Source organism: Photobacterium satsumensis (genome assembly GCF_050336935.1).
GTDB lineage: Bacteria > Pseudomonadota > Gammaproteobacteria > Enterobacterales > Vibrionaceae > Photobacterium > Photobacterium satsumensis.
The window spans coordinates 72529-97571 of sequence record NZ_JAKJSK010000012.1 but is presented as its reverse complement, the minus strand read 5'-3'; the positions used below and the strand labels follow the sequence as shown (position 1 = coordinate 97571).

Sequence of the window (25043 nt, the reverse complement as noted above, 5' to 3'; positions counted from 1 at the left end):
GCGAAGTAATTACGCTGTCATGGCTAGGATTGCGCCTGGAATAATAACGAATACCAGACCAACATAACCCGCGACAGCTGCTTTACTCTTGGTACCTAGGTCACCTAGGAAGAACGCGCCTTTAAGAGGCAGTTCACGTAGGAACGGTACACCATAGATAAGCACAGTTGCCATTAGGTTGAACGCCAAGTGAACCAGAGCAATCTGCAGGGCGAATACCGCGAACTCACCCGATACTGCGGTTGCTGCTAACAGGGCTGTGATACATGTACCGATGTTCGCACCCAGTGTGAACGGGTAGATGTCACGTACTTTAAGTACGCCTGTACCTACCAGCGGTACCATCAGGCTGGTTGTCGTAGAAGACGACTGAACCAAAATCGTTACAACTGTACCTGAAGCGATACCGTGAATAGGGCCACGGCCAATGGCACTTTTCAGGATTTCACGGGCACGGCCAACCATCAGGCTGCGCATGAGTTTGCCCATGGCTGTAATAGAAAGAAAAATCAGACCGATACCAATGGCAATCATAAACAGACCGCCCATAGAACCAAAGCTAGACAGCGGACCTTTGATTAGGTTAACTCCCGGGCCTGTCACGGCCTTCATGAAGTTAATACCCCCCATATCCATGTTGGCTGTACCCATCATCGGCGATACCAACCAGGTCGAAATTTTGTCCAGCAGACCAAACATCATTTCCAGAGGCAGGAAGATCGCAACCGCTAGCAGGTTGAAGAAATCGTGAACGGTCGCACTGGCGAACGCACGGCGAAATTCTTCTTTACAGCGGGCATGGCCTAGACTAACTAATGTATTGGTTAGTGTGGTACCCATGTTGGCACCCATTACCATAGGAATCGCGGTTTCAACGGGCAGGCCGCCAGCAACCAGACCGACTATGATAGAGGTTACTGTGCTGGATGACTGGATAAGCGACGTCGCGACCAGACCGATCATCAGGCCAGCAATCGGATGCGAGGCAAACTCAAAGAGCGTTTTAGCTTGTTCACCAACAGATAGTTTAAAGCCGCTGCTCACAACAGAGACAGCAACAAGTAGAACGTAAAGCATGAACGCTAGATTAGCCCAGCGGACCCAACGCATAGAGCTGTTCATTGGCTGTTCAGCAGTAGTGGCTTGGGTAGTCATAATCATTTCTCCGTGACAGGAATATGTCGTTTGGGTTTCATATTTTTGAAATCTGAGGGCGATGGTAGAGATCGAATATTTCAGAAATATGACAGTTACTGTCACAAAGTAAGTTTGTGCTCTTTTTGCGAAGTGAAGTCGTTGTTCTCAGTGTAATGAATATTTTACTTTGAGTTTAAAGGTATGATTTCAAAGGGTGTTTTTTGATTTAAATGTTTCATGATGTCGTTAAATTTTTTTCTCTTGTAAATGTTGTTTTTTTAGAATTATTTAGTAGTCGATGTCTTTTTAATCAGTGATAAATGACAAATATGACAGTGTAAATAAGACAGTACGGTTATTGCTTGTATTGAGGTGTTATTGTTCGGTTTTTCCGATGTGTATGCTCCGAACAAACGATTTAACAGTTTAGTGCTGTGACGTCTAAACTAAATTTACATTTTTATTGTGATATATGTTTCATGCAAAGGAGTTCCGGTCTATGACCGATGCGATTCGTAAATTCTTAAAACTAGAATCTGCTGGTGGGATTATCCTGATCATCGCGGCAGCGGTGGCCATGGTGATAGCAAACTCTCCGTTGCAGGATTTATATAACGGCACACTGCACACCTATGTTGCAGGGCTATCTATCTCTCACTGGATCAACGATGGCTTGATGGCTGTGTTTTTCCTGCTCATTGGCTTGGAAGTAAAGCGTGAGTTGATTGAAGGGGCGCTCAACACCAAGGAAAAAGCGATTTTCCCTGCTATTGCGGCTGTGGGCGGTATGATTGCGCCGGCGCTGGTTTATGTCCTATTTAATTTTGCTGACCCAATGGCGGTGAAAGGGTGGGCGATCCCCGCTGCTACAGATATCGCTTTTGCCCTAGGTATTATGGCCCTGCTGGGGAGCCGTGTCCCTGTCACCCTGAAAGTCTTCCTGCTGGCGCTGGCTATTATCGATGACCTGGGTGTTATCGTAATTATCGCCCTGTTCTATAGCAGTGACCTATCGACGCTTGCGCTAGCTGTTGCGTTTGCGGCAACCGCAGCCCTGTTCGTCATGAATGCGAAAAATGTCACCAAAATTTCGTGGTACGTGGTGGTTGGCTTGATCCTTTGGGTCAGCGTTTTGAAGTCTGGTGTCCATGCAACGCTGGCAGGTGTGGTGATGGGCTTTGCGATTCCGCTTGCTGGTGACAACGGCTTGTCTGACGAGCATTCACCGCTCAAGAAAATGGAGCATGCCCTGCATCCGTATGTCGCATTCTTTATTCTGCCGCTATTTGCCTTTGCCAATGCCGGGATCTCGCTCGATGGCGTGTCTTTGTCTGGCCTAACATCAATGTTACCGCTGGGTATTGCGCTTGGCCTGATGATTGGCAAGCCGCTAGGTATTTTTTCCGCAAGCTACCTGGCTATCAAGACCGGTCTGGCTACCATGCCGGAAGGGATTGGGTTTAAGCAGATTTTTGCGGTCTCAGTACTGTGTGGTATCGGTTTTACCATGTCCATCTTTATTTCGTCGCTGGCCTTTGTCGGTGCACCTGAGGACTTCAGTACATACTCTCGTCTAGGAATCTTGTTGGGGTCGACAGTATCCGCTGTATTGGGTTACATGATGCTAAGCCGGTCGTTGCCAAGGAGCAGTCGTGTTGCCAAGGAAAATGGAGGTGTAATATGAAACGCGCATTGATTATTGTTGGGATCATGGTGTCAGCTTCTGCGATGGCGGTACCGGATTATCAAAGCTGTAACCAAGACAGCAGCTCTGACATCTGCCAAGCTTACTTGGCGGGGTTGAATCAGGGGAAGTCGGCAGCAGAGACCACGGCTATGGTTGAGACTGATAGCTCATTCCGCTCCCGGGCCCTTGAACAGCGGGTTGGCGAGCGTTATCGAAAAATGACGTCGATTGAGCAAAAGACACCTTCGACGGTTGAGTGATAAACATTTTTTTCGCTATATGAAAACTGAATAAGTGTAATATTTCATTGGTGAATGAATGATTACGGTTGAAGCGCCCAGAAGCTCAGCGTAAGCTGGCTTCTGGGTTTTTATTTTTAGGGCAGTCGAATTTCCAATCAGCATTTTGGTAACTTGACGACGTTACCGTAAACTCTTCTTGTACTTGGTTGCTCAACCTCTATGTTGGCCCTTGCCCTCCCGATTGGAAATACACTGCTTATGGAAAATGGTTGCTAAACATGTCTCATCTTAACTACAACCACCTTTATTATTTTTGGATGGTCTGCAAGCAGGGCTCGGTCACCAAGGCAGCCGATGCGTTGTTTTTGGCGCCGCAGACGGTCACCGGACAGATTAGGGCGCTGGAAGAGCGCCTCAAAGGTAAATTGACCAAGCGGGTCGGCCGTAATATCGAACCGACCGAATTGGGCCAATTGGTTTTCAAGTACGCCGATAAGATGTTCGATCTCAGCTATGAAATGCTGGATATCGTCAATTACACCCAGCGCGAGAATCTGTTGCTGGAAGTGGGGGTCGCCGATGCGCTGTCAAAACGTCTTGTCAGCAAGGTATTGATGGAAGGCTTGCCTGAAGATGATCGCATTCATCTGCGTTGTTATGAGTCAACCCACGAAATGTTGCTGGAGCAGCTGTCACAGCACAAGCTGGATATGATCCTGTCGGACTGTCCGGTGGACTCTACCCAAAGCCCTGGCCTGTACAGTAAGAAGCTCGGGGAGTCGACCATGAGCTTCTTCTGTACCGAGCCGGATAAGCCACTGAACTTTCCGGCCTGCATTGAGGATTACAAGTTATTGATCCCAGGCCGTCGTACGGCTATGGGACGCAAGCTGATCCATTGGTTTGATCAGATGGGTATCACCCCCAACATCCTCGGCGAATTTGATGATGCAGCCCTGATGAAAGCGTTTGGCTTGTATCAGCAGTCGATGTTCGTCGCCCCGTCGATTTATGCCGCTGAACTGGAAGATACCAACCACAATATCCGCGAAGTGAAACGGGTGAAGGAAATTCGCGAGGAGTACTATGTTATTTTCGCCGAGCGGATGATCATGCACCCAGCGGTTAAGCGGATATGTGAGGCGGATTTTAGAAAACTGTTTAAATAAGGTTGCGGTTTTTTGTTCGATTGAGTCAAATATCCATACAGTGTGCTAGAAAACCATGTTTAAATTAAGTACATTAGCGTTAACTTAATTGACTGGTGGTAGCAGTATGGAACTACAGCAAATGGAGCAAAATGCCCCTAAAGCCGTAGCTCTGCTAAAAGCAATGGCCAACGAGCGGCGTTTATTCATCCTGTGTTACTTGCTGGAAGAAGAGATGTCGGTCGGTATGATGAGTGAGCGGCTGGGGCTAAGCCAGTCGGCTTTATCACAGCATCTGGCATGGTTGCGGCGCGATGGCCTGGTAGAGACAAGGAAGGTCGCTCAGACGGTGTATTACCGGCTCAAGAGCGATGAGGTCAAAGCGATGATACAGTTGTTACACAAGATGTATTGCGGGACCTAGCAGCGCAGCGATTGTTGAAAAGCAGATATAAAAAAACCGGCGTTAGCCGGTTTTTTTATCGAAATCAGAAACTCAAATTAAAGAGCTTTGATTTTAGCAGCTAGACGAGCTTTATGACGTGCAGCTTTGTTTTTGTGGATCAGGCCTTTAGTAGCCATGCGATCCATAACAGGTTGCATTTCATTGAAAGCTTGAGTAGCAGCTTCTTTGTTGCCCGCTTCGATAGCAGCAATTACTTTCTTGAAGAAAGTACGCATCATAGAACGACGGCTAGCGTTATGCTGGCGACGTTTTTCTGAAGTGATCGCACGTTTCTTAGCAGATTTGATGTTAGCCAAGGGTATAACTCCAAAACTTGGTACGGTGACATTTTAAGGCCGAGGACTATGCCTCTTTTGCCCGTAGTTGTCAAATGATTTGTGCAAATAACCGCCTAACCAATTGAATTGGCACTTGCGGATTAACACGGTTAATATGGCGGCAGATTTTACCAGCATTTGGCTACGGAAGTCACCTTTTGGGGCCATCTTTATGAGGTTTTTTTTGTGAGCAAGCGTCTTTTGCGCTCAGGACTGATTGTCAGCACCATGACATTGGTCTCTCGAGTGCTTGGTTTGGTGCGGGATGTCGTGGTCGCCAACCTAATGGGGGCCGGGGCTGCGGCTGATGTTTTCTTCTTTGCCAATAAAATACCTAATTTTCTGCGGCGGCTATTCGCTGAGGGCGCCTTTTCGCAGGCATTTGTCCCCGTTCTGACCGAATACCATGCGTCCGGTGAGATAGACCGTACCCGCCAATTGATAGCAAGGGCGTCGGGTACCTTGGGCGTGATTGTCTCTATCGTTACCCTGCTGGGCATTTTGGGCTCCGGTGTGGTGACCGCCTTGTTCGGAGCCGGTTGGTTTATCGATTGGCTCAATGACGGGCCGTCGGCACCTAAATTCGAGTTGGCCAGCCTGTTGCTGAAGATTACCTTCCCTTACTTGTGGTTTATTACCTTTGTTGCGCTGTCGGGGGCGATCCTCAATACGCTGGGGAAATTTGCCGTCTCCTCATTTACTCCGGTCTTTCTTAATGTCGCGATTATTGCCTGTGCTTGGTTTGTATCACCGAACTTGAGCCAGCCTGAAATAGGCTTGGCACTAGGGGTCTTCCTCGGTGGTCTGATCCAGTTTTTGTTCCAGCTGCCGTTTTTGTATAAAGAAGGCATGTTGGTGAAACCCAAATGGGGATGGCATGATCCGGGGGTGGTGAAGATCCGCACCTTGATGATCCCGGCGCTGTTCGGTGTCTCGGTCAGCCAAATCAACCTGCTGTTTGATACCTTTATTGCCAGCTTCCTGGCGACCGGCTCGATCAGTTGGTTGTATTATTCCGACCGCCTGTTGGAGTTTCCGCTCGGCTTGTTCGGTATTGCCATTGCCACGGTGATCCTGCCTGCACTGTCACGCAAGCACGTTGATCAAAGCCCGGAGCAATTTGCCCATACCATGGACTGGGGGGTACGCATGGTGCTGCTGCTCGGTCTTCCGGCAATGCTCGGCCTGATGGTACTTGCTAAGCCGATGCTGATGGTCTTGTTTATGCGGGGTGAATTCAGCCCTAATGATGTCCATCAGGCATCGATGTCCTTGTTGGCTTATGCGTCCGGTTTGCTGAACTTTATGTTGATTAAGGTGCTAGCACCGGGCTATTACGCAAGGCAAGACACTAAGACCCCGGTTAAGTTTGGCATCATTGCCATGGTTACGAACATGGTCTTCAATGCCATTTTTGCCTACTTCTACGGATACGTTGGTCTGGCGATGGCAACGGCACTGTCTGCGTTGGTCAATGCAGCGTTGCTGTACCGCGGCCTGCACATTGCCGGTGTGTACAAGGTGACCGCCGAGACTCTGTGGTTCGTCATGCGTCTTGTCATTGCAGGGGGGGCGATGACCGGTGCACTGTTGTGGTTACTGCCTGATATGGCAGTCTGGTTGGAATGGAGCTTCCTGAGCCGGGCTAGTTGGTTGGCTGGGTTGATCGGCGCTGGTGCCGGCGTGTATCTGGTGGTTGTCATGTTGATGGGGATCCGCCCCCGCCACCTGCGTGCGGCCAGTTAACTGAGCCGAAAGAGCCAGCGGGAGGCGATAAATCGCCGATAAAATCTCGCTGGTTGATGCATAAGGTAGGGGTTTGGGTATATAATCCGTCAGTTTTTCACTCTGCGAAAATGAACTTGACGCATGGAATTGATCCGAGGAATACATAATATCCAGCCTAGGCACCGCGATTGCGTGCTGACGATTGGTAATTTTGATGGCGTTCACCTAGGTCACCAGGCAGTGCTTAGCAATGTCATGGCCAAGGCGAAGGAGCTGGGCTGTCCGGCGACAGTCATGAGCTTCGAACCCCAGCCTCAGGAGCTGTTTGCTGGCGATAACGCGCCAGCTCGGTTAACCCGCTTTCGCGACAAATACTTACGCTTGAAAGAGCAAGGTTTGGCGCGTTTTCTGTGCGTGAATTTTAATCACCACTTTGCCAGTTTGTCGGCACAAGATTTTGTCCGCCGCTTGTTGGTTGAGCAATTGGGTGTTAAGTTTCTGGTAGTTGGCGACGATTTTCGCTTCGGCAAAGGCCGTAGTGGCGATTTCGCTATGTTGGAAGCCGCCGGTAAAGAATTTGGCTTTACTGTCGTGAGTACCCAGAGTTTCTGCGTCTCCGAGCAGCGTGTCAGCAGTACTGCTATTCGTCAGGCATTGGCCGACGATCAGCTCGAGCTGGCAGAGTCCATGTTAGGACGTCCTTTCAGTATTGGTGGACGTGTCTCCCATGGCCGAAAATTAGGACGGACTATCGGTTTTCCGACAGCCAACGTCCCACTAAAACGCCGGGTCTCGCCGGTTTCTGGCGTTTATGCCGTCCAAGTCCACGGCGTGGCCGACACACCGCTTGCCGGGGTGGCCAATGTCGGTCGACGACCAACGGTAAATGGTGTGCGCCGCCAACTGGAAGTGCACCTATTTGATTTCCAATCTGATCTCTACGGAGCCCAGATTGACGTCGTGTTATGCCATAAGCTGCGCGACGAGATAAAATTTGAATCATTTGATGCGTTGAAAGCACAAATCGAGCGTGATGCGCAGTCAGCACGGGTGTGGCTGGCTGAGCGTAATAATGTCCAACTTCGCCCAAGTAACGGAATCGAGAATCAATGAGCGACTATAAAGATACCCTGAACCTGCCTGAAACAGGGTTTCCGATGCGAGGCAACCTAGCTCAGCGTGAGCCAGCAATGCTTAAGCGTTGGTACGATGAAGATCTTTACGGTGAAATTCGTAAAGCCAAGAAGGGTAAGAAATCCTTCGTACTACACGATGGCCCTCCATATGCCAACGGTGATATTCACATTGGTCACGCGCTAAACAAGATTCTTAAAGACATTATTATTAAGTCAAAGACTCTGTCAGGCTTTGATGCGCCATATATTCCTGGTTGGGATTGTCACGGTCTTCCTATCGAATTGATGGTAGAGAAGAAAGTGGGCAAGCCGGGCCAGAAAGTAACGGCTGCGGAATTCCGCGAGAAGTGCCGTACTTACGCTGCCGGTCAGGTTGAAGGCCAGAAAGAAAGCTTCATGCGCCTGGGCGTACTGGGTGAGTGGGACAAGCCATACCGTACTATGGATTTTGGCACCGAAGCCAATATCATCCGCTCGCTGGGCAAAATTGCCGATAAGGGCCACCTGCTAAAAGGCTTCAAGCCGGTTCACTGGTGTACTGACTGTGGCTCTGCATTGGCAGAAGCGGAAGTAGAATACAAAGATAAAGTCTCTCCTTCTATCGATGTTCGCTTTAAAGCGGCTGATGAAGCGGCGACCGCTGCTAAGTTCCAGTGTGCCGATGGCCATACCGGTGAAGGTGATATCTCTATCGTGATCTGGACCACGACGCCTTGGACCCTGCCTGCAAACCGTGCTGTTGCTGTCCGCGATGATCTGGAATACGTACTTATCCAGGTTGAAGGCGAGCAGAAAGAGCGCCTGATCGTGGCTTCTGAGCTAGCGAAAGATGTTTTAGACCGTGCGGGTATCGAGCATTTCCACAACCTTGGTTTCTGTAAAGGTGCTGATCTGGAGTTGGTGCAATTCAACCACCCGTTTTACAGCTTCGACGTGCCGGTGATCCTTGGCGATCACGTTACAACTGAATCCGGTACGGGTTGTGTACACACTGCACCAGGCCATGGCCAGGAAGACTTCGCGGTAGGCCAGAAATACGGCCTGGAAGTGGCGAACCCAGTGGGTAGCAACGGCGTTTACCTGCCAGACACCGAACTGTTTGCTGGCCAGCATGTATTCAAGGCTAACAATGCGGTTGTTGAAACCCTAAAAGAGCACGGTGCGCTATTGCACCATCACGCTTACGAGCACAGCTACCCGCACTGCTGGCGCCACAAGACGCCGATCATCTTCCGTGCGACTCCGCAGTGGTTCATTTCGATGGATCAAGCGGGCCTACGTGCGAAAGCGTTGGAAGAAATCAAGAACGTACAGTGGATGCCTGAGTGGGGCCAGAGCCGTATTGAAGGTATGGTTGAAGGCCGTCCTGAGTGGTGTATCTCTCGCCAGCGTACTTGGGGTGTGCCAATTGCCCTGTTTGTTCACAAAGAGACACAAGATCTTCACCCGAACAGTGCTGAGCTGATCGAGAAAGTAGCAAAACTGGTTGAGCAGAAAGGCATCCAGGCATGGTGGGATCTTGACCCTGCTGAAGTCATGGGTGAAGACGATGCCGCTAAGTACGAGAAAGTACTTGATACTTTGGATGTATGGTTCGACTCAGGTGTGACTCACTTCTCGGTGGTTGATAGCCGTGAAGAGTACAACGGCAACAGTGCTGACCTTTACCTCGAAGGTTCTGATCAGCACCGCGGTTGGTTCCAGTCGTCACTGATTTCGTCGGTAGCGATGAAAGACAAAGCACCGTACAACCAAGTACTGACTCATGGCTTCGTGGTAGATGGCCAGGGCCGTAAGATGTCGAAATCTATCGGTAACGTTGTGGCGCCGAAAGATGTGACTAACAAACTAGGTGCCGATATCCTGCGTCTATGGGTTGCGTCAACGGATTACACCGGTGAAGTGGCAGTATCTGATGAGATCCTTAAGCGTTCAGCCGATGCCTACCGCCGTATCCGTAATACGTCACGTTTCTTCTTGGCGAACCTGAGCGGCTTCAACCCGGAAACTGATTTGGTTGCACCTGAAGAGATGGTTGCACTTGATCGTTGGGCTGTGGGTCGTGCGATGGCTGCGCAGGAAGAAATCATCAAGGCATACGATGAGTATAACCTGCACGCTGTGACCCAGCGCCTGATGCAGTTCTGCTCAGTTGAAATGGGTTCTTTCTACCTGGATGTTATTAAAGATCGTCAGTACACAGCAAAACAAGGTGGCCATGCGCAGCGTAGCTGTCAGACCGCACTATACTACATCGTAGAAGCTTTGGTTCGTTGGATGGCACCTATCATGTCGTTTACCGCCGATGAGATCTGGAATGAAATGCCAGGCCAGCGTGACAAGTTCGTGTTTACCGGTGAGTGGTTCGAAGGTCTATTCGGTCTAGCGGAAGGCGAAGAGCTAAACAACGAGTTCTGGGCTGAAATCCAGACCGTGCGTGGTGCGGTGAACAAACTGCTTGAAGGTGCACGTAAAGACAAAGTGATCGGTGGTGCACTGCAGGCTGAAATCACGCTGCACGCATCGGAAGCCTTGGCAGCTAAGCTGAACAAGTTGGAAGATGAACTGCGTTTTGTTCTGCTAACATCAAAAGCAGAAGTCGTGGTTGCCGACAGCCAGCCAGAAGGCGCGCAGGAAACTGACGTTGATGGTCTGTTCGTTACTGTGAATGCGTCTGAAGCAGCGAAGTGTGATCGTTGTTGGCACCACGTTGCCGATGTTGGCACTATCGAAGGCCACGAAGAAGTGTGCGGTCGCTGTGTCAGCAATGTCGAAGGTGAAGGTGAAGAGCGTAAGTTTGCCTAATGAGTAAGTTATCGTCTGAGAACAGACTATCGCTGAAACAATCTGGGGTTCGCTGGCTATGGCTAGCGACTCTGGTCTTTGTTATTGATATCGCCAGCAAGCTGCTAGTGATGAATACCATGGAATACGGTTGGCCAAACCGTATTGAACTGCTGCCATTCTTTAACTTGCTGTATGTACATAATACAGGTGCAGCATTTAGTTTTTTGAGTGATGCTGGCGGTTGGCAGCGTTGGTTGTTCGCAGCGATAGCCCTTGGGGTCTGCGCAATGCTGGTGTTCTGGATGCGCAAGCTTCCGGCAAGCCAAAAACTGGCGAATGTGTCCTACGCCCTGATCATTGGTGGAGCGTTGGGCAACCTGTTTGATCGCCTGTACCATGGCTTTGTGGTCGACTTCTTGGATTTCTATGTGGGTACTTACCATTGGCCAGCTTTTAATATCGCCGATATGGGGATATGTATTGGTGCCGGGTTGATCATCCTCGAAGGCTTTTTGTCTGATAAAGATAAAAAGAAGCAAGCCGTTAAGCACTAACCTTGCTTGAGCTTAATAACCCTAAGCGTCGCCCGTTGATACGGGCGGCGCTTTGTTGTTAAATGGGCGGATAAAATATTCAAGAAGGGATCCTACATGTCGGTTATTACGGAAAGCAGTGAAGTTCTCATGCATTTTGCCATTAAGCTAGAAGATGGCTCTGTGGCGGACTCAACCCAGTCGATGGGCAAACCGGCAAAATTTACCATGGGGGATGGCAGCCTGACCGATAATTTCGAGAAATGTCTGCTGGGATTGGCGATGGGACAGAAAAGCAGTTTCGCTCTCGAGCCTGAAGATGCGTTTGGCTTGCCCAATCCTGATAATATCCACCATGTTGATCGTACCAAGTTTGGTACTGATGCCCCAGCCGAAGTCGGCAACATTATCGCCTTTGCCGGACCCGACGGCAGCGATATCCCGGGCATCATTACGGAAGTTCTCGGTGACTCTGTGACCGTTGACTTCAACCACCCGCTAGCAGGGCAGCGTGTGACTTTCGAAGTGGAAGTCGTTGCCATTGAAAACTAAGAGTCGTTAGCAATGAAAATCTTACTCGCGAACCCTCGGGGTTTTTGTGCCGGTGTTGACCGAGCTATCAGTATTGTTGAGCGTGCGCTGGATATGTACCAGCCGCCAATTTATGTTCGCCATGAAGTCGTTCATAACCGTTTTGTGGTTGAAGGACTTAAGCAGCGCGGTGCCATTTTTGTCGAAGAGTTGCATGAAGTACCGGACGACAATATTGTGATTTTCTCTGCCCACGGAGTATCGCAGGCAGTGCGCAACGAAGCGAAGGCACGTCAGCTGACCGTGTTCGATGCAACCTGTCCGTTGGTGACCAAGGTACATATGGAAGTCGCCCGTGCCAGCCGTCGCAGTATGGAAGTGGTACTGATTGGCCATGCCGGCCACCCAGAAGTGGAAGGCACCATGGGGCAGTATGCCAGTGAGACTGGTGGCATGTATCTGGTCGAGAAGCCGGAAGATGTCGAAACGCTGAGCGTGAAAGATCCAAGCAACTTGCATTACGTGAGCCAGACGACCTTGTCGGTTGATGAGACGGCTGATGTGATCACCAAGCTGCGTGAAGTGTTCCCTGAGATCCAGGGGCCGCGTAAGGATGATATCTGTTACGCGACCCAAAACCGACAAGATGCGGTACGTGAGATGGCAACGGATGTCGATGTGATGATCGTGGTTGGCTCGAAGAACTCGTCGAACTCCAATCGCCTGCGTGAGCTTGCCGAGAAACTGGGTACGCCGGGTTTCCTGACTGATTGCCCTGAAGATATCGATCAGGCTTGGTTTGATGGCAAAGCGAAAATTGGTATTACAGCGGGGGCATCGGCACCGGAAGAGTTGGTTAACCAGATCATCTCCCGGATCCAGTCACTGACCGATGCTAGCGTAGACGAATTGACTGGCCGTGAAGAGAATATGTTTTTCGAAGTGCCGCGCGAATTGCAGGTTAAGAACGTCTAAACACAAACCGTCGATGGTTTGCTTTTTGGATTTATCAGCCCCAGCTATTGCTGGGGCTTTTTTTATCGTTCTCAACAGGCTACATTGGGAGCCATAGAGTAATACCAAACAGAACCAGGGAGATGAAACGCAATGGTGAGAATTGCGATTGCTGGCGCGGCAGGACGTATGGGCCGTCAGTTACTGAAAGCGACACATTTGTCCGAGAAGGCGGTATTGGGTGCAGCGACAGAGCGTCCCGAATCGACATTGATTGGTGCTGATGCCGGTGAGTTGGCAGGTATCGGTGCGGTGTCGGTCATTATTGTTGAGGACTTGGTCAAGGCCGCAGACGACTTTGACGTACTTATCGACTTCACTGCACCGGTAGCGACACTGGCGAATTTGGCTTTCTGCCAGCAGCACGGCAAGAAAATCGTGATTGGTACCACTGGGTTCAGTGATGAAGAGCGTGCCCAGATAGATAAAGCCGCCCAGTCCGTATCCGTGGTGATGGCGCCAAATTATAGCGTTGGTGTCAACTTGGTATTTAAGCTGTTGGAGAAAGCGGCCAAGGTGATGGGGGATTACTGCGATATTGAAGTGATCGAAGCCCACCATCGCCACAAAGTCGATGCTCCGTCTGGTACGGCGATCGGTATGGGCGAGGCGATCGCTGGCGCAATGGGTAACAAGTTGAGCGATGTCGCAGTGTACGCCCGTGAAGGGATCACCGGCGAGCGTAGCCGTGATGAAATTGGTTTTGCCACTATCCGTGCTGGCGATATTGTCGGCGAGCATACCGCGATGTTTGCTGATATTGGTGAACGGGTAGAAATCACCCACAAGGCGACTGACCGAATGACGTTTGCCAATGGTGCCGTCCGTGCTGCCGCCTGGCTCCACAACAAACCGGCTGGTTTCTATACCATGCACGATGTACTGGGGCTCGATGAGCTATAAGTTATCCTGAATAAACCGGCCATTGGCCGGTTTTTTTTATCCTATAACGGGCGTGGCGGCGATCAATGACAGCAACTGTGGCAGTCAATGAATGGTGCAAGCCATTCCCTAGGGGTATTTTACCAGCCTGCTGGCATCGCCGTTATGCTTGGTGAGTGCATATTCAGCCACTTTCTTTCCGTCTGTTTAGCGTCTTGTGTGGGGGTTGGAAGATAGACGCTGTTTTCTTGAGTTTGGTTGTTGTTTTGTCTTGTTTGTTGCTGTGGCTGCATTTTGTGCGTAAAAAGGGATGTAAAGTGTGGCTTTTATAGCAAAATGATGCTGCTTTTTTTGTTTTTTATTTTTGCGCGATCTAGGCAAACGATAAACCAAATCAGTGATGAAAAAAAGACCGTTTAAAGGTGGGGTTTTCTTGTTGTTTTGCCCATCTCTATTAATTTTCAGGGTGGGGTGGCTGAAAAATAATTTTATTTTTCGTGATCTGTTGACAGATTCCGCTGCCGTCACTAGAATGCGCGCAATTTGTCAAAATTCGGCTTGACTCGGGTTTTGACTTTGTATGGAATGGGTAATTGCAACTTTATCTGTTTTAACTGCATTTTTATTTTTTTTGGAGGTTGTCTTGAGCAAATCAGCGCTGTTAGTCCTGGAAGATGGGACAGTGTTCCGCGGCGTGTCCATTGGGGCAGATGGTTCCGCCGTTGGTGAAGTTGTTTTTAACACCTCGATGACGGGGTATCAGGAAATTCTCACCGACCCTTCTTATTCTCAGCAGATTGTTACTCTTACTTATCCCCATATTGGTAATACCGGAACCAATTCCGAAGACGAAGAATCCTCTTCAATCCACGCCCAAGGCCTGGTAATTCGTGACCTCCCTCTAATCGCTTCAAACTTCCGTAATCAACAGTCCCTTTCTGATTACCTGAAATCCCAGAATATTGTTGGCATCGCCGATATCGATACCCGTAAGCTAACTCGCCTACTTCGCGAGAAAGGCGCACAAAACGGCTGTATCGTTGCAGGTAACAACCTGGACGAAGCGCTGGCACTGGCAAAAGCGAAAGAGTTTCCTGGCCTGAAAGGCATGGACTTGGCTAAAGAGGTAACAACCTCTGAAGCATACCAATGGAAGCAGGGGTCTTGGACGCTGGAAGGCGGCCTACCTGAAGCCAAAGATGACAGCGAGCTGCCATACCACGTTGTGGCGTACGATTTCGGCGCCAAGCGCAATATCCTACGTATGCTGGTTGACCGTGGCTGTCGTTTGACCGTGGTTCCTGCACAAACCTCTGCAGAAGAAGTATTGGCCCTGAACCCAGATGGCGTATTCCTATCAAACGGCCCTGGTGACCCAGAACCATGTACCTATGCGATTGAAGCCACCAAAGTGTTCCTAGAAAAAGGTCTACCGGTTTTCGGTATCTGTCTAGGCCACCAGATCCTCGCTCTGGCTTCTGGTGCTCAAACGGTGAAAATGAAATTTGGTCACCACGGTGCCAACCACCCGGTTAAAGATCTTGACCGCGACGTTGTCATGATCACCTCTCAGAACCACGGCTTTGCCGCTGATGAAGCAACGCTGCCTGAAAACCTGCGTGCGACCCACAAGTCACTGTTCGATGGCTCGCTACAGGGTATCCATCGTACTGACAAGCCAGCATTTAGCTTCCAGGGTCACCCTGAAGCAAGCCCTGGCCCGCACGATGCAGCGCCATTATTTGATCACTTCATTGACCTAATTAAGCAGCACAGCGCCTAAGCCGGAGTAGTAAGCAATGCCAAAACGTACAGATATTCAAAGTGTTCTAATCCTAGGTGCTGGCCCGATCGTTATCGGTCAGGCGTGTGAGTTCGACTACTCAGGCGCTCAGGCGTGTAAAGCCCTGCGTGAAGAAGGCTACCGAGTTATCCTAGTTAACTCGAACCCAGCAACCATCATGACTGACCCAGACATGGCCGATGCTACCTACATCGAGCCTATCCACTGGGAAGTCGTACGCAAGATCATCGAAAAAGAGCGTCCGGATGCCGTTCTTCCAACCATGGGTGGCCAGACTGCACTGAACTGTGCGCTTGATCTTGAGAAGCACGGCGTACTGGAAGAGTTCGGCGTGGAAATGATTGGTGCCACGGCTGATGCGATTGATAAAGCCGAAGACCGTTCTCGCTTCGATAAAGCGATGAAGTCAATTGGTCTTGAGTGTCCGCGTGCTGATACCGCGAAAACCATGGAAGAAGCTTACAAGGTTCTCGATATGGTTGGCTTCCCTTGTATCATCCGCCCATCGTTCACCATGGGTGGTACCGGTGGTGGTATTGCCTATAACAAAGAAGAGTTTGAAGACATTTGTCGTCGTGGCTTGGATTTGTCACCGACAAACGAACTGCTTATCGATGAATCACTGATCGGTTGGAAAGAGTACGAGACAGAAGTTGTTCGTGACAAGAATGATAACTGTATCATTGTTTGTACGATTGAAAACTTCGATGCGATGGGGATCCACACCGGTGACTCCATCACCGTTGCCCCAGCGCAAACACTGACAGACAAAGAATATCAGCTAATGCGTAATGCATCGCTAGCGGTATTGCGCGAAATCGGTGTTGAGACAGGCGGTTCGAACGTACAGTTTGGTATCAACCCGAAAGATGGCCGTATGGTTATCATCGAGATGAACCCGCGTGTATCTCGCTCCTCTGCACTGGCATCGAAGGCGACAGGTTTCCCGATTGCCAAAGTGGCAGCGAAACTGGCTATCGGCTTTACCCTCGACGAGCTGATGAACGATATTACAGGTGGCGCAACACCTGCTTCGTTCGAGCCTACCATTGACTACGTTGTGACTAAGATCCCTCGTTTCAACTTCGAAAAATTTGCTGGTGCTAACGACCGTCTGACCACGCAGATGAAGTCAGTCGGTGAGGTGATGGCGATTGGCCGTAACCAGCAGGAATCAATGCAAAAAGCCCTACGAGGCCTAGAAGTCGGTGCAAACGGCTTTGATGAAATGGTTGATTTAGACGCACCAGATGCACTAACTACCATTCGTCATGAACTAAAAGATGCGGGCTCTGAGCGTATTTGGTACATCGCCGATGCATTCCGTGCTGGCATGTCAGTGGATGGCGTATTCAACCTGACCAATGTTGACCGTTGGTTCCTGGTACAAATCGAAGATATTGTAAAAGAAGAGCAAGCGGTTAAAGAAGGCGGTTTTGCTGGCCTGAACGCAACGGTATTACGCAAGCTTAAGCGCAAAGGTTTTGCCGATGCCCGTCTGGCGAAGCTACTGGGTGTGGCTGAATCTGAAATCCGCAAACTGCGTGACCAGTTCGACATCCACCCTGTCTATAAGCGTGTAGATACTTGTGCCGCTGAATTCTCTTCAGATACAGCATACATGTATTCATCTTACGATGAAGAGTGTGAGTCACAGCCGACAGACAAAGACAAAATCATGGTATTGGGCGGTGGCCCGAACCGTATCGGTCAGGGTATCGAGTTCGATTACTGTTGTGTTCACGCTTCACTAGCACTGCGTGAAGACGGTTACGAAACCATCATGGTTAACTGTAACCCAGAGACTGTTTCGACTGACTACGACACGTCTGACCGTCTGTATTTCGAACCGGTAACGCTGGAAGATGTACTGGCTATCGTCCGTGTCGAGAAGCCAAAAGGCGTTATCGTTCAGTACGGTGGTCAAACGCCACTGAAACTGGCTCGTGCGCTGGAAGCGGCAGGTGTACCAATCATCGGTACCAGCCCGGATGCGATTGACCGTGCAGAAGACCGCGAGCGTTTCCAGGCTGCTGTTGAGCGTCTTGGCCTGCTACAGCCAGAAAATGCAACCGTTACGACAATGGAGCAGGCTGTTGAGAAATCAAAAGAAATTGGTTTCCCTCTGGTTGTTCGCCCGTCATATGTACTGGGTGGTCGTGCGATGGAAATCGTATACGATGAGCAAGACCTACGCCGTTACTTCAATGAAGCGGTCAGCGTATCTAACGAATCTCCGGTTCTGCTAGACCGCTTCCTGGATGATGCAATCGAAGTTGACGTTGATGCTATCTGCGACGGCGAGCGTGTGGTTATCGGCGGTATCATGGAGCACATCGAACAAGCAGGTGTTCACTCGGGTGACTCGGCATGTTCGTTGCCAGCTTATACCCTGAGCCAGGACATCCAAGATGTGATGCGCCAGCAAGTTGAGAAGCTAGCGTTCGAATTGGGCGTACGTGGCCTGATGAACACCCAGTTCGCGGTGAAAGACAACGAAGTCTACCTGATTGAAGTTAACCCGCGTGCTGCTCGTACGGTACCATTCGTATCGAAGGCAACAGGCGCACCGCTGGCGAAAATCGCTGCTCGTGTAATGGCTGGTCAGTCTCTAGAGTCGCAGGGCTTTACCAAAGAGATCATCCCGCCGTACTACTCTGTAAAAGAAGTGGTACTGCCGTTCAACAAGTTCCCGGGTGTTGACCCACTATTGGGCCCAGAGATGCGCTCTACCGGTGAGGTGATGGGTGTAGGTGACACGTTTGCAGAAGCGTTTGCCAAAGCGGAACTGGGTTGTGGCAAAGAGAAGCAAGCGAAAGGTCGTGCACTGCTGTCTGTTCGCGGTAATGACAAGCAGCGTGTGGTTGACCTTGCTTCAAAGCTGGTTAAACAAGGTTACGAGCTGGATGCAACGCACGGTACTGCAGTCGTGCTAGGTGAAGCGGGTATCAACCCTCGTTTGGTGAACAAGGTACACGAAGGTCGTCCTCACATTCTTGACCGTATCAAGAACAACGAGTACTCGTACATTGTGAATACCGCGGAAGGCCGCCAGGCGATTGAAGACTCGAAAGTCCTACGTCGCGGCGCGTTGGCAGAGAAGGTGAACTACACCACGACGCTGAATGCCGCCTTTGCAACGTGTATGGCTTGGACTGCCGATGACCGTAACAAGGTGACTTCAGTGCAAGAGCTACACGCGCGTATCAAAGACGCATAATCACTATTTCCGCTAGCGAAAAATAGTATAAAACGGCCTGCATGAGCAGGCCGTTTTTTTATGCCGAAAAGGGCCTGTAGCGGGTTTTTTGGACGAGCAGAATTCACCTTAATGTCATGGTATTGAATAACTGTGACGCCATTAATACTTTGTGTCATTTGTGGTTGAAAATCCTTTTGCAACACTCAACTGAAGCGCGTACAATTAGCCGCGTCGCATAAGCGATACTTATTTTTTTGGAGACTTAGATGAACGATACCGACCATCCCCCGAGTATGAAGGTGGAAAATCAAACCTGTTAACGGTGTCGGTCTCCTATGATTCCGAACTAACCTCAGGTTCGGAATAGTCTGTTATTTCTCATCTTTTGATGACCCTTTTCAAACATACTTTTCCTCGGTTTTCCCAGCCATTATCTCAATATAGAATCTCGCCAATGTGTGGTGAATGACAGGCTTTTTGCTGTCTGCTAATCGACTAATATGTCACTGCAGATAGGGACTAGCACATTCCTGCCGTGTTATGGCGAATTCTGGTGGTCGTTACTGTTAGCTAATCGGGAGATTCGCCATGGCGGTAATGAACTATGCAGCTGATGCTGCACTGTTAAACGAAAACTTGGCTGAGAACGATGTTCTGGCCGTACGCAACGCGTTTTTGAAATATGACATCGACGAGCAGGCCAAATTGCTGGTTAAGATGCCTATTTCAGAAGCGATTGCTATTTTGCATGAGATCCCTCTTCGCCATGTACAGATCTTGTTGGATCTGCTTGATGATATGGACGAGGAAGTCTGCATGCGTCATCTGGCTAACGGCCTGGGTTTAATTTGCTCTGAAGCGGAGCCTGCGGGCCACTATCTGCAAAACAGCGTATTCAGCCATGTCCGTGAGCGTATTGGCTGGATTGTTGGCCTAGCTTTGCTGGGTATTGTCTCTGGCCTGATTATCTCTCACTACGAAGATACCCTCAGCCAGTTGGTATTGCTGGCTGTATACATGCCAGTCATTGCGGCTGCAGGTGGTAATACCGGCTCTCAGGCGGCAACCCTGGTGGTGCGAGCCCTGGCAATGGAAGAGATACGGTGCCGGGATTGGGCCAAGGTGCTGTGGAAGGAGTTCCGTGTCGCACTGATGATCGCCGGTGTACTGGCTGCGGTTATTATGGGGCGCGTGATGATGTTCAGTGATGGCTCGTCGTTGCCTATCGGTATGGAGCTGATGGATATCTCGATGGCTATCGGGGTCGCGATCTCGCTGCAGGTTGTGTTATCGACAACAGTGGGTGGCGTGCTGCCGATGATTGCCCGTGCAGCGAAGCTTGACCCTGCAGTACTGGTTAGCCCGGTATTGGCATCGGTTGTCGATATTACCGGTATGATTATCTACTTCAAGACGGTCAATGCATTCCTAGCACTGTCCTAGTCCAGTAGCATTCAGTATCGACTCATAAAAGAGCGAGTGGTGATGAGCCACTCGCTTTTTTGTTTCTGCATTGTCAGTTCAACACGCCCTATTACTGCTTGTATAACCCTTGGTACAGAGTGCGCTCGAAGGTCTCAATGGGCGGAGCGATGGCGGGGAGACTTTCATCTCGCTCTGCCGGGAAGTAGTTACTCACCATCTGGACAAACAGCAGTGTCTTGCCGGATTGTGTTTGGATCACCCCTGCTAGGTTATAGGTGCCATATAGTGAACCGCTTTTGGCGCGGATTTTACCTTTCAGTGGTTGTTGGCGGATACTCTGGCGGTAGCGTAGGGTACCGCTCTGGCCGCTGACTGGCAGGGTTGCCAGTAGATCTAGCTCGTCGTCATGCCGGTAAATGTAAGTGATCACTTCCATCATTTGGCTTGCAGTCATGCGGTTGTTGCGCGACAGGCCAGAACCATCGACCATTATTGCCCGCTCTAGGTCGATATTGGCTTTGTCCTTGAGGATGGCTTTGATCGCTTTGCTGCCGTTGGCAAAACTGCCCGGCTGGCTGAAATATTTGGCGCCTAGGGTTTTGGCAATATTATCGGCATACAGGTTGTCGGAATCTTTGACCATATGGTCGAGTAATTCATTTAGCGGTGCTGAACGATGAGTCGCAATGACCTTGCCCTTAGTGTCTGTGGCCTTGTCATCTCGTTTTATTTGTCCTTTTAGCTTGATACCGAGTCGTTTTAATTCTGCCTTTAGCACTTGGCTGATGTAGGCCTCGGTGTCCTGTACGGCAAAATTGAGCGGTAGCGGTTTGTCGCGCTTAACAAGACAACCACTTAGGTGATAGTGGTTACTTCCTTTATCGATCAGCTCAAGATCACAGTGACTTGCTTTCTGCTTTTCCTTGGTTGTCACCCGCGCACTGGTTGTGACAGTCAGTGGCTGGTGGCTGGGAATATTGACTCTGGTTTTTTCACCGACTTGGCGATTGCTGTATAGCGCCCCTTGTACGCAGTTGTGTTCAAGGCTTAGGCTACTTGACGGCGCACTATAGCAAACCCCCAGAATATCCCACGGCCAGCCTGGTGCCTGCTCATAGCCACTGAACTGGCTGCCATTCAGTAGTAGGTTGCCTTGAATCGTCGCACCGGAATGCCGCTTGAGCTTGCCCAGCATCTCTGTGAGCTGCTTTCGTGAAAAAGAGGGGTCACCACTGAAACGCAGGACGATATCATCCCCATGCTGCTCTAGCTGGGTGGTAAAGCGGAAGTCCTTGCCAAGGTATAGCTGGGCAGCCAGTGCGGTGACCATTTTCTGGGTACTCGCAGGCGGTTGGTACTGGCTTTCACGTTGCGCGTAAACCACCTTGCCGCTATTGGCTTCTGCAACGAGCAGGGCTGTGTCATGGCCGTCGGGCAGCGAGCGAAAATCTGGGTGATAAGCCGCAGCTGTTGTTGGTGGCTGTACGGCATTCTCCGTACTGGCCGCAGCGACGTGGGGAAACAGCGATAAGCTTACGGTAATAAGCAAAAGACGAAATGGCAGTTGCATGGTGGGCCTTATTTTCTGAGCGATAAGATTCGTAATGATAATTTTTTGAACATTAGATTTTGAATATGAAGATTTGAATATCAGAGTGACCATGATAAACAATATGGGGCAGATAAAAAGTCAGAGATAGGAAAGCTTATTAAAGGCGGAAGTTGCAAGGGGGTTATTTGCTGGATTTGATGTATAAAAAAACACCGGCCAAAGGCCGGTGTTTAGAAAAGGCTGTGTTAACGCTCTATACCCAAATGGGATTAGAAGTCGTAACGTGCACCTAGAACGAACTCGTTAGATGCGTCTGCTTTACCAACATCTTTAGAGTCTAGGTTGTTGAACTTGTAAGACGCGTAAGTGCGGAAGTTCTTGTTGAAGTAGTGAGTTGCGTCAACAGCGATTGAGTCTGCAACGTCTACGTTGTCAGTCTTGTCTTCAAGGTAGTTGTAAGTCGCTACGAATACAGTCTTGCCGTATGTGTAAGCGGCAGCAAATTCGTAACCCTGTACTTTGTCAGCAACAGTGTTGCGAGAGTCTTGGTATAGACCTGAAACGTAGAAGTCGCCGTAAGTGTACGAGATAGCACCGAATGCGTTCTTCTGAGTTTCATCGACGATTTTGCCATCGAAAGTGTTTACGTCTTGCTCACCGTAACCCGCACCGAAACCTAGGCCCATGTCCATAACGTACATTGCGCCAACAGAGTAGCCGTCGCCGTATGCAGTAGTCTTGTCGCTAGAGTCTGTGTCTTTAGCGCCTTCGAATGCGTAGTTAGCTTTAACAGTCAGGTTGTCACCCATGATGTCAAAAGAACCAACGTATGCAAGGTTGTTAGACGTACGGTCAGCAGCAGCAATTTTACCACCCGCTTCGTTACCGTGGTAAGACATGATATCAGTGAAGTCAGTGATCATGCCTAGAGAGCCGTCAGTCTTACCGTAAACAACTTTACCGAAGTCGCCGCCGATACCAGCATTGATGTGACGGTTGTTTACGTTGCCGCTGTCAGCAGAAGTACCAGAACTTGTGTACTCGCCTTCGTAGAAACCGATACCGTATACAGTATCAGTGATGTCTGTCTTACCAGCGATGTTCATACGAACACGTGAGCGGTCTGAAACCTGGTTGTCACCAGCGTTGTCTTCAGACATTAGAGCACGTGCTTCAAGACGACCACCTACTGCTAGGCTTGAAGTTTCGTCAGAGTAAACTTCTGCTGCTGTTGCTACAGAAGAGATTGATGCTGCTGCTACTGCTAGAGCAATCAGTTTCTTGTTCATTGTCGAATCCTTTTGGAATTATTTTGTTGTATGCATATCTGTGCTAAATGCATGCTGTTCTTTTTACTGGTCTCTGGCCTGATCTGTTAGTAAAAAAAACTGAAAAATACTTTATTTCAATGATTTTAATGCCTTTGATGTTACTGAACTTTCCATATATCAGGTGGTTAGCTGCGATCAAAAAAGTTCGATATTAAAGGCGCTTTTTAGCTATTTTTAGGCTTTATCGTTTGCCTTTTTAGGTGGGGAAAATTGTTTAAATGCGTGAATTTGTGATCCCTAGCGCATAAATATTAATCACTATGCGTTAGGCGTATAGATTGTGAAGTTTTTATGATTTATGGCGGCTGGGGTAGCGCCTGTCATGTAATGTATGCCACTCAATGAACAGGATGATCTCTTGGGCATCTTTGTTTAGAATGAAGTGTTCCCATTAGTAATCGCTTCGTTCGACGAATCTGTCGGACTGGCTTTGTTTTGCCTAATAGCTGTGGCTATACGGGCGTTGAGGTAATAAGAGTTATGGATAAGATTCCAATGACGGTACGCGGCGAGAAGCTGCTACGCGAAGAACTGGAAGTACTAATGAAGCGTCGCCCGATCATTTCACAGGCCATTGGTGAAGCACGTGAGTTGGGTGACTTGAAAGAGAATGCCGAATATCACGCTGCCCGCGAAGAGCAGGGTATCTGTGAAGCACAGATCCGTGATATCGAGTACAAGCTGTCTGTATCGCAGGTGATTGATGTCACCAAGATACAGAACACCGGTAAAGTGATATTCGGGACTACAGTCAGCCTGATCGATGTGGATACCGAAGAAGAAGTGACTTACCAGATCGTGGGTGATGATGAAGCGGATATCAAAGCCGGTCGTATTTCGGTGAATTCGCCGATTGCCCGTGGCCTTATCGGTAAGATGCAGGACGATGAAGTGACGATCACCACACCGGGCGGTGCGCGTGAGTTTGAAATTTCGGAAGTCGCTTACATTTAATTCCACTAAATTGTTATTAAATGTATCAGTAAAGGATGGATCATGGCATTCCGTGCCATGATACAGGCATAAAAAAGGCCGCAGCGGCGGCCTTTTTTATTTGCGCGGAAGCTCGATCTTACGCTCTTCGCTCTGGCGGTACAGTACCAGTGTCTTACCGATCACCTGGACTTTTTCTGCCTTGGTTTCGCGAACAATTGCGTCAACGATCAACACCTTGGTTTCGCGCTCTTCAGCAGCCACTTTAACCTTGATTAGCTCGTGGTGGTTAAGTGCCAGTTCAATCTCGGCAATCACGGCTTCAGTCAGGCCATTTGCGCCCATTAGGACAACAGGCTTTAGGTTGTGGGCAAGACCTTTAAGGTATTGCTTCTGCTTGGTGCTTAGATTCATGTCGGCTCTATTATTAAATTAGGGTTGAAAACCGCGTATTCTAACGCCATATAGTCTAGATGACTAATTTGTTTAGTATACGCCATTTGTGGTGTTGCTGAGTATACTTGATAAGTACCCAAACTCATTAGGTAAATCATGAGTAAGAAAAAACATTCGGGCAGTTCTGGCCGATGGCTGAAGGAACATTTTGATGACAAATATGTTCTAGAAGCTCAAAAAAAGGGCTACCGCTCTCGCGCGATTTTTAAAATCGAAGAAATTCAAAACAAAGATAAGCTTCTGAAGCCCGGCATGACCGTGGTTGATTTGGGGGCGGCTCCTGGCGGGTGGTCGCAGTATGCAGCAGAGGTTGTTGGTGATGAGGGACAGGTGATTGCCTGTGACATCTTGTCAATGGACTCGCTGCCTGGTGTGAGTTTTCTGCAGGGGGATTTTCGAGAGGAGGCAGTCTTGGATGCGCTACTTGAGCGTATCAAGCCGGACATGGTTGATGTCGTGTTATCTGACATGGCACCGAACATGAGTGGCAACTTGGCTTCAGATCAGCCTAGAGCTATGTATCTTGTTGAACTAGCATTAGATATGTGTAGACAAGTACTTGCGCCTGATGGCAGCTTTGCGGTAAAAGTTTTCCAAGGTGAAGGCTTTGACCAATATCTGGCAGAAGTGCGTAGTATGTTCAAGGCTGTCAAAATTCGTAAGCCAGATTCGTCACGAGATCGCTCTCGTGAGGTATATATTGTAGCTACAGGTTACAAACTGTAGTACCCT

22 protein-coding genes are annotated in these 25043 nt (G+C 49.4%); 16 read left to right on the top strand and 6 right to left on the bottom strand.

All coding sequences use genetic code 11. From position 1 onward, the window contains the following. Nucleotides 1-9: 9 nt before the first annotated feature. On the bottom strand, nucleotides 10-1155 hold the full coding sequence (locus tag L4D79_RS22730; protein WP_428654686.1) for a Na/Pi symporter: 1146 nt from the start codon (nucleotides 1153-1155) through the stop codon (nucleotides 10-12). A 481-nt stretch (nucleotides 1156-1636) separates the two neighbouring features. Between L4D79_RS22730 and nhaA the strand changes: the two genes are divergently transcribed. The 4 genes from nhaA (at nucleotide 1637) to L4D79_RS22710 (ending at nucleotide 4638) form a co-directional block, all read left to right on the top strand. Further along, nucleotides 1637-2821, top strand: a complete 1185-nt coding sequence (gene nhaA / locus L4D79_RS22725) for a Na+/H+ antiporter NhaA (protein ID WP_428654684.1) — start codon at nucleotides 1637-1639, stop codon at nucleotides 2819-2821. Further along, nucleotides 2818-3084 (top strand): hypothetical protein, encoded by a 267-nt coding sequence (locus tag L4D79_RS22720; protein WP_428654682.1) that lies wholly within the window; start codon nucleotides 2818-2820, stop codon nucleotides 3082-3084. Before nhaA ends, L4D79_RS22720 begins: the two co-directional genes overlap by 4 nt. Nucleotides 3085-3344: 260 nt before the next feature. Then, nucleotides 3345-4235 carry a transcriptional activator NhaR gene (gene nhaR / locus L4D79_RS22715; RefSeq protein WP_428654680.1) on the top strand — a complete coding sequence of 297 codons (891 nt, stop codon included), beginning with the start codon at nucleotides 3345-3347 and terminating at the stop codon, nucleotides 4233-4235. 106 nt (nucleotides 4236-4341) lie between these two features. Beyond that, on the top strand, nucleotides 4342-4638 hold the full coding sequence (locus tag L4D79_RS22710; RefSeq protein WP_107350705.1) for an ArsR/SmtB family transcription factor: 297 nt from the start codon (nucleotides 4342-4344) through the stop codon (nucleotides 4636-4638). A gap of 77 nt (nucleotides 4639-4715) precedes the next feature. Here L4D79_RS22710 and rpsT read toward each other — a convergent pair whose 3' ends face one another. Then, nucleotides 4716-4976 (bottom strand): 30S ribosomal protein S20, encoded by a 261-nt coding sequence (rpsT, locus tag L4D79_RS22705; protein ID WP_255041925.1) that lies wholly within the window; start codon nucleotides 4974-4976, stop codon nucleotides 4716-4718. A gap of 207 nt (nucleotides 4977-5183) precedes the next feature. On the opposite strand from rpsT, the gene murJ reads away from it, so the two are divergent. The 7 genes from murJ to dapB all read left to right on the top strand — a co-directional run bounded on the left by murJ (nucleotide 5184) and on the right by dapB (nucleotide 13629). Then, on the top strand, nucleotides 5184-6743 hold the full coding sequence (gene murJ, locus L4D79_RS22700) for a murein biosynthesis integral membrane protein MurJ (protein WP_428654677.1): 1560 nt from the start codon (nucleotides 5184-5186) through the stop codon (nucleotides 6741-6743). A 123-nt stretch (nucleotides 6744-6866) separates the two neighbouring features. Continuing rightward, complete coding sequence (ribF, locus tag L4D79_RS22695; RefSeq protein WP_428654674.1) at nucleotides 6867-7838, top strand: bifunctional riboflavin kinase/FAD synthetase; 972 nt, start codon at nucleotides 6867-6869, stop codon at nucleotides 7836-7838. Then, a complete protein-coding gene (gene ileS, locus L4D79_RS22690; protein WP_428654672.1) occupies nucleotides 7835-10666 on the top strand; it encodes an isoleucine--tRNA ligase in 2832 nt (943 codons plus the stop codon). Before ribF ends, ileS begins: the two co-directional genes overlap by 4 nt. Continuing rightward, a complete protein-coding gene (gene lspA, locus L4D79_RS22685; RefSeq protein ID WP_428654670.1) occupies nucleotides 10666-11202 on the top strand; it encodes a signal peptidase II in 537 nt (178 codons plus the stop codon). Before ileS ends, lspA begins: the two co-directional genes overlap by 1 nt. Before the next feature lie 96 nt (nucleotides 11203-11298). Next, entirely contained in the window at nucleotides 11299-11733 is a 435-nt protein-coding gene (fkpB, locus tag L4D79_RS22680) for an FKBP-type peptidyl-prolyl cis-trans isomerase (RefSeq protein ID WP_428654668.1), read from the top strand. Nucleotides 11734-11745: 12 nt separating this feature from the next. After that, complete coding sequence (gene ispH / locus L4D79_RS22675; RefSeq protein ID WP_428654666.1) at nucleotides 11746-12687, top strand: 4-hydroxy-3-methylbut-2-enyl diphosphate reductase; 942 nt, start codon at nucleotides 11746-11748, stop codon at nucleotides 12685-12687. A 132-nt stretch (nucleotides 12688-12819) separates the two neighbouring features. Further along, nucleotides 12820-13629, top strand: coding sequence for a 4-hydroxy-tetrahydrodipicolinate reductase (gene dapB, locus L4D79_RS22670; protein WP_428654664.1), 810 nt, complete (start codon nucleotides 12820-12822; stop codon nucleotides 13627-13629). Between the two features lie 186 nt (nucleotides 13630-13815). On the opposite strand, the gene L4D79_RS22665 is transcribed toward dapB, so the two are convergent. Next, nucleotides 13816-14136 carry a hypothetical protein gene (locus tag L4D79_RS22665; RefSeq protein WP_428654662.1) on the bottom strand — a complete coding sequence of 107 codons (321 nt, stop codon included), beginning with the start codon at nucleotides 14134-14136 and terminating at the stop codon, nucleotides 13816-13818. 115 nt (nucleotides 14137-14251) lie between these two features. On the opposite strand from L4D79_RS22665, the gene carA reads away from it, so the two are divergent. From carA to L4D79_RS22650, 3 genes are all read left to right on the top strand, one after another. After that, the gene (gene carA, locus L4D79_RS22660; protein WP_428654660.1) at nucleotides 14252-15391 is read left to right on the top strand and encodes a glutamine-hydrolyzing carbamoyl-phosphate synthase small subunit; all 1140 of its coding nucleotides are present in this window, start codon (nucleotides 14252-14254) and stop codon (nucleotides 15389-15391) included. Between the two features lie 16 nt (nucleotides 15392-15407). Further along, the gene (gene carB / locus L4D79_RS22655; RefSeq protein WP_428654658.1) at nucleotides 15408-18632 is read left to right on the top strand and encodes a carbamoyl-phosphate synthase large subunit; all 3225 of its coding nucleotides are present in this window, start codon (nucleotides 15408-15410) and stop codon (nucleotides 18630-18632) included. Nucleotides 18633-19202: 570 nt separating this feature from the next. Further along, nucleotides 19203-20057, top strand: a complete 855-nt coding sequence (locus tag L4D79_RS22650; protein ID WP_428654656.1) for a magnesium transporter — start codon at nucleotides 19203-19205, stop codon at nucleotides 20055-20057. 91 nt (nucleotides 20058-20148) lie between these two features. Here the strand turns inward: L4D79_RS22650 and dacB are convergent, their stop codons facing one another. Further along, nucleotides 20149-21609 carry a serine-type D-Ala-D-Ala carboxypeptidase gene (gene dacB, locus L4D79_RS22645; RefSeq protein ID WP_428654654.1) on the bottom strand — a complete coding sequence of 487 codons (1461 nt, stop codon included), beginning with the start codon at nucleotides 21607-21609 and terminating at the stop codon, nucleotides 20149-20151. Nucleotides 21610-21860: 251 nt separating this feature from the next. Then, nucleotides 21861-22880, bottom strand: a complete 1020-nt coding sequence (locus L4D79_RS22640) for a porin (RefSeq protein ID WP_428654651.1) — start codon at nucleotides 22878-22880, stop codon at nucleotides 21861-21863. A gap of 522 nt (nucleotides 22881-23402) precedes the next feature. Here L4D79_RS22640 and greA point away from each other — a divergent pair. Next, a complete protein-coding gene (greA, locus tag L4D79_RS22635) occupies nucleotides 23403-23876 on the top strand; it encodes a transcription elongation factor GreA (protein WP_255041943.1) in 474 nt (157 codons plus the stop codon). Nucleotides 23877-23972: 96 nt separating this feature from the next. Here the strand turns inward: greA and yhbY are convergent, their stop codons facing one another. Beyond that, nucleotides 23973-24269 carry a ribosome assembly RNA-binding protein YhbY gene (gene yhbY / locus L4D79_RS22630; protein WP_107300350.1) on the bottom strand — a complete coding sequence of 99 codons (297 nt, stop codon included), beginning with the start codon at nucleotides 24267-24269 and terminating at the stop codon, nucleotides 23973-23975. 138 nt (nucleotides 24270-24407) lie between these two features. Between yhbY and rlmE the strand changes: the two genes are divergently transcribed. Further along, the gene (rlmE, locus tag L4D79_RS22625; protein WP_255041945.1) at nucleotides 24408-25037 is read left to right on the top strand and encodes a 23S rRNA (uridine(2552)-2'-O)-methyltransferase RlmE; all 630 of its coding nucleotides are present in this window, start codon (nucleotides 24408-24410) and stop codon (nucleotides 25035-25037) included. Nucleotides 25038-25043: the final 6 nt, after the last annotated feature.

Bases quoted from the DNA above. Each gene is read 5' to 3' on its own strand.
- rlmE (WP_255041945.1), top strand. From the start codon at position 24,408: ATGAGTAAGAAAAAACATTCGGGCAGTTCTGGCCGATGGCTGAAGGAA.
- L4D79_RS22650 (WP_428654656.1), top strand. From the start codon at position 19,203: ATGGCGGTAATGAACTATGCAGCTGATGCTGCACTGTTAAACGAAAAC.
- greA (WP_255041943.1), top strand. From the start codon at position 23,403: ATGGATAAGATTCCAATGACGGTACGCGGCGAGAAGCTGCTACGCGAA.
- ispH (WP_428654666.1), top strand. From the start codon at position 11,746: ATGAAAATCTTACTCGCGAACCCTCGGGGTTTTTGTGCCGGTGTTGAC.
- L4D79_RS22640 (WP_428654651.1), bottom strand. From the start codon at position 22,880: ATGAACAAGAAACTGATTGCTCTAGCAGTAGCAGCAGCATCAATCTCT.
- L4D79_RS22730 (WP_428654686.1), bottom strand. From the start codon at position 1,155: ATGACTACCCAAGCCACTACTGCTGAACAGCCAATGAACAGCTCTATG.
- L4D79_RS22720 (WP_428654682.1), top strand. From the start codon at position 2,818: ATGAAACGCGCATTGATTATTGTTGGGATCATGGTGTCAGCTTCTGCG.
- dapB (WP_428654664.1), top strand. From the start codon at position 12,820: ATGGTGAGAATTGCGATTGCTGGCGCGGCAGGACGTATGGGCCGTCAG.
- nhaR (WP_428654680.1), top strand. From the start codon at position 3,345: ATGTCTCATCTTAACTACAACCACCTTTATTATTTTTGGATGGTCTGC.
- ribF (WP_428654674.1), top strand. From the start codon at position 6,867: ATGGAATTGATCCGAGGAATACATAATATCCAGCCTAGGCACCGCGAT.
- dacB (WP_428654654.1), bottom strand. From the start codon at position 21,609: ATGCAACTGCCATTTCGTCTTTTGCTTATTACCGTAAGCTTATCGCTG.
- nhaA (WP_428654684.1), top strand. From the start codon at position 1,637: ATGACCGATGCGATTCGTAAATTCTTAAAACTAGAATCTGCTGGTGGG.
- lspA (WP_428654670.1), top strand. From the start codon at position 10,666: ATGAGTAAGTTATCGTCTGAGAACAGACTATCGCTGAAACAATCTGGG.
- yhbY (WP_107300350.1), bottom strand. From the start codon at position 24,269: ATGAATCTAAGCACCAAGCAGAAGCAATACCTTAAAGGTCTTGCCCAC.
- ileS (WP_428654672.1), top strand. From the start codon at position 7,835: ATGAGCGACTATAAAGATACCCTGAACCTGCCTGAAACAGGGTTTCCG.
- carB (WP_428654658.1), top strand. From the start codon at position 15,408: ATGCCAAAACGTACAGATATTCAAAGTGTTCTAATCCTAGGTGCTGGC.
- L4D79_RS22710 (WP_107350705.1), top strand. From the start codon at position 4,342: ATGGAACTACAGCAAATGGAGCAAAATGCCCCTAAAGCCGTAGCTCTG.
- fkpB (WP_428654668.1), top strand. From the start codon at position 11,299: ATGTCGGTTATTACGGAAAGCAGTGAAGTTCTCATGCATTTTGCCATT.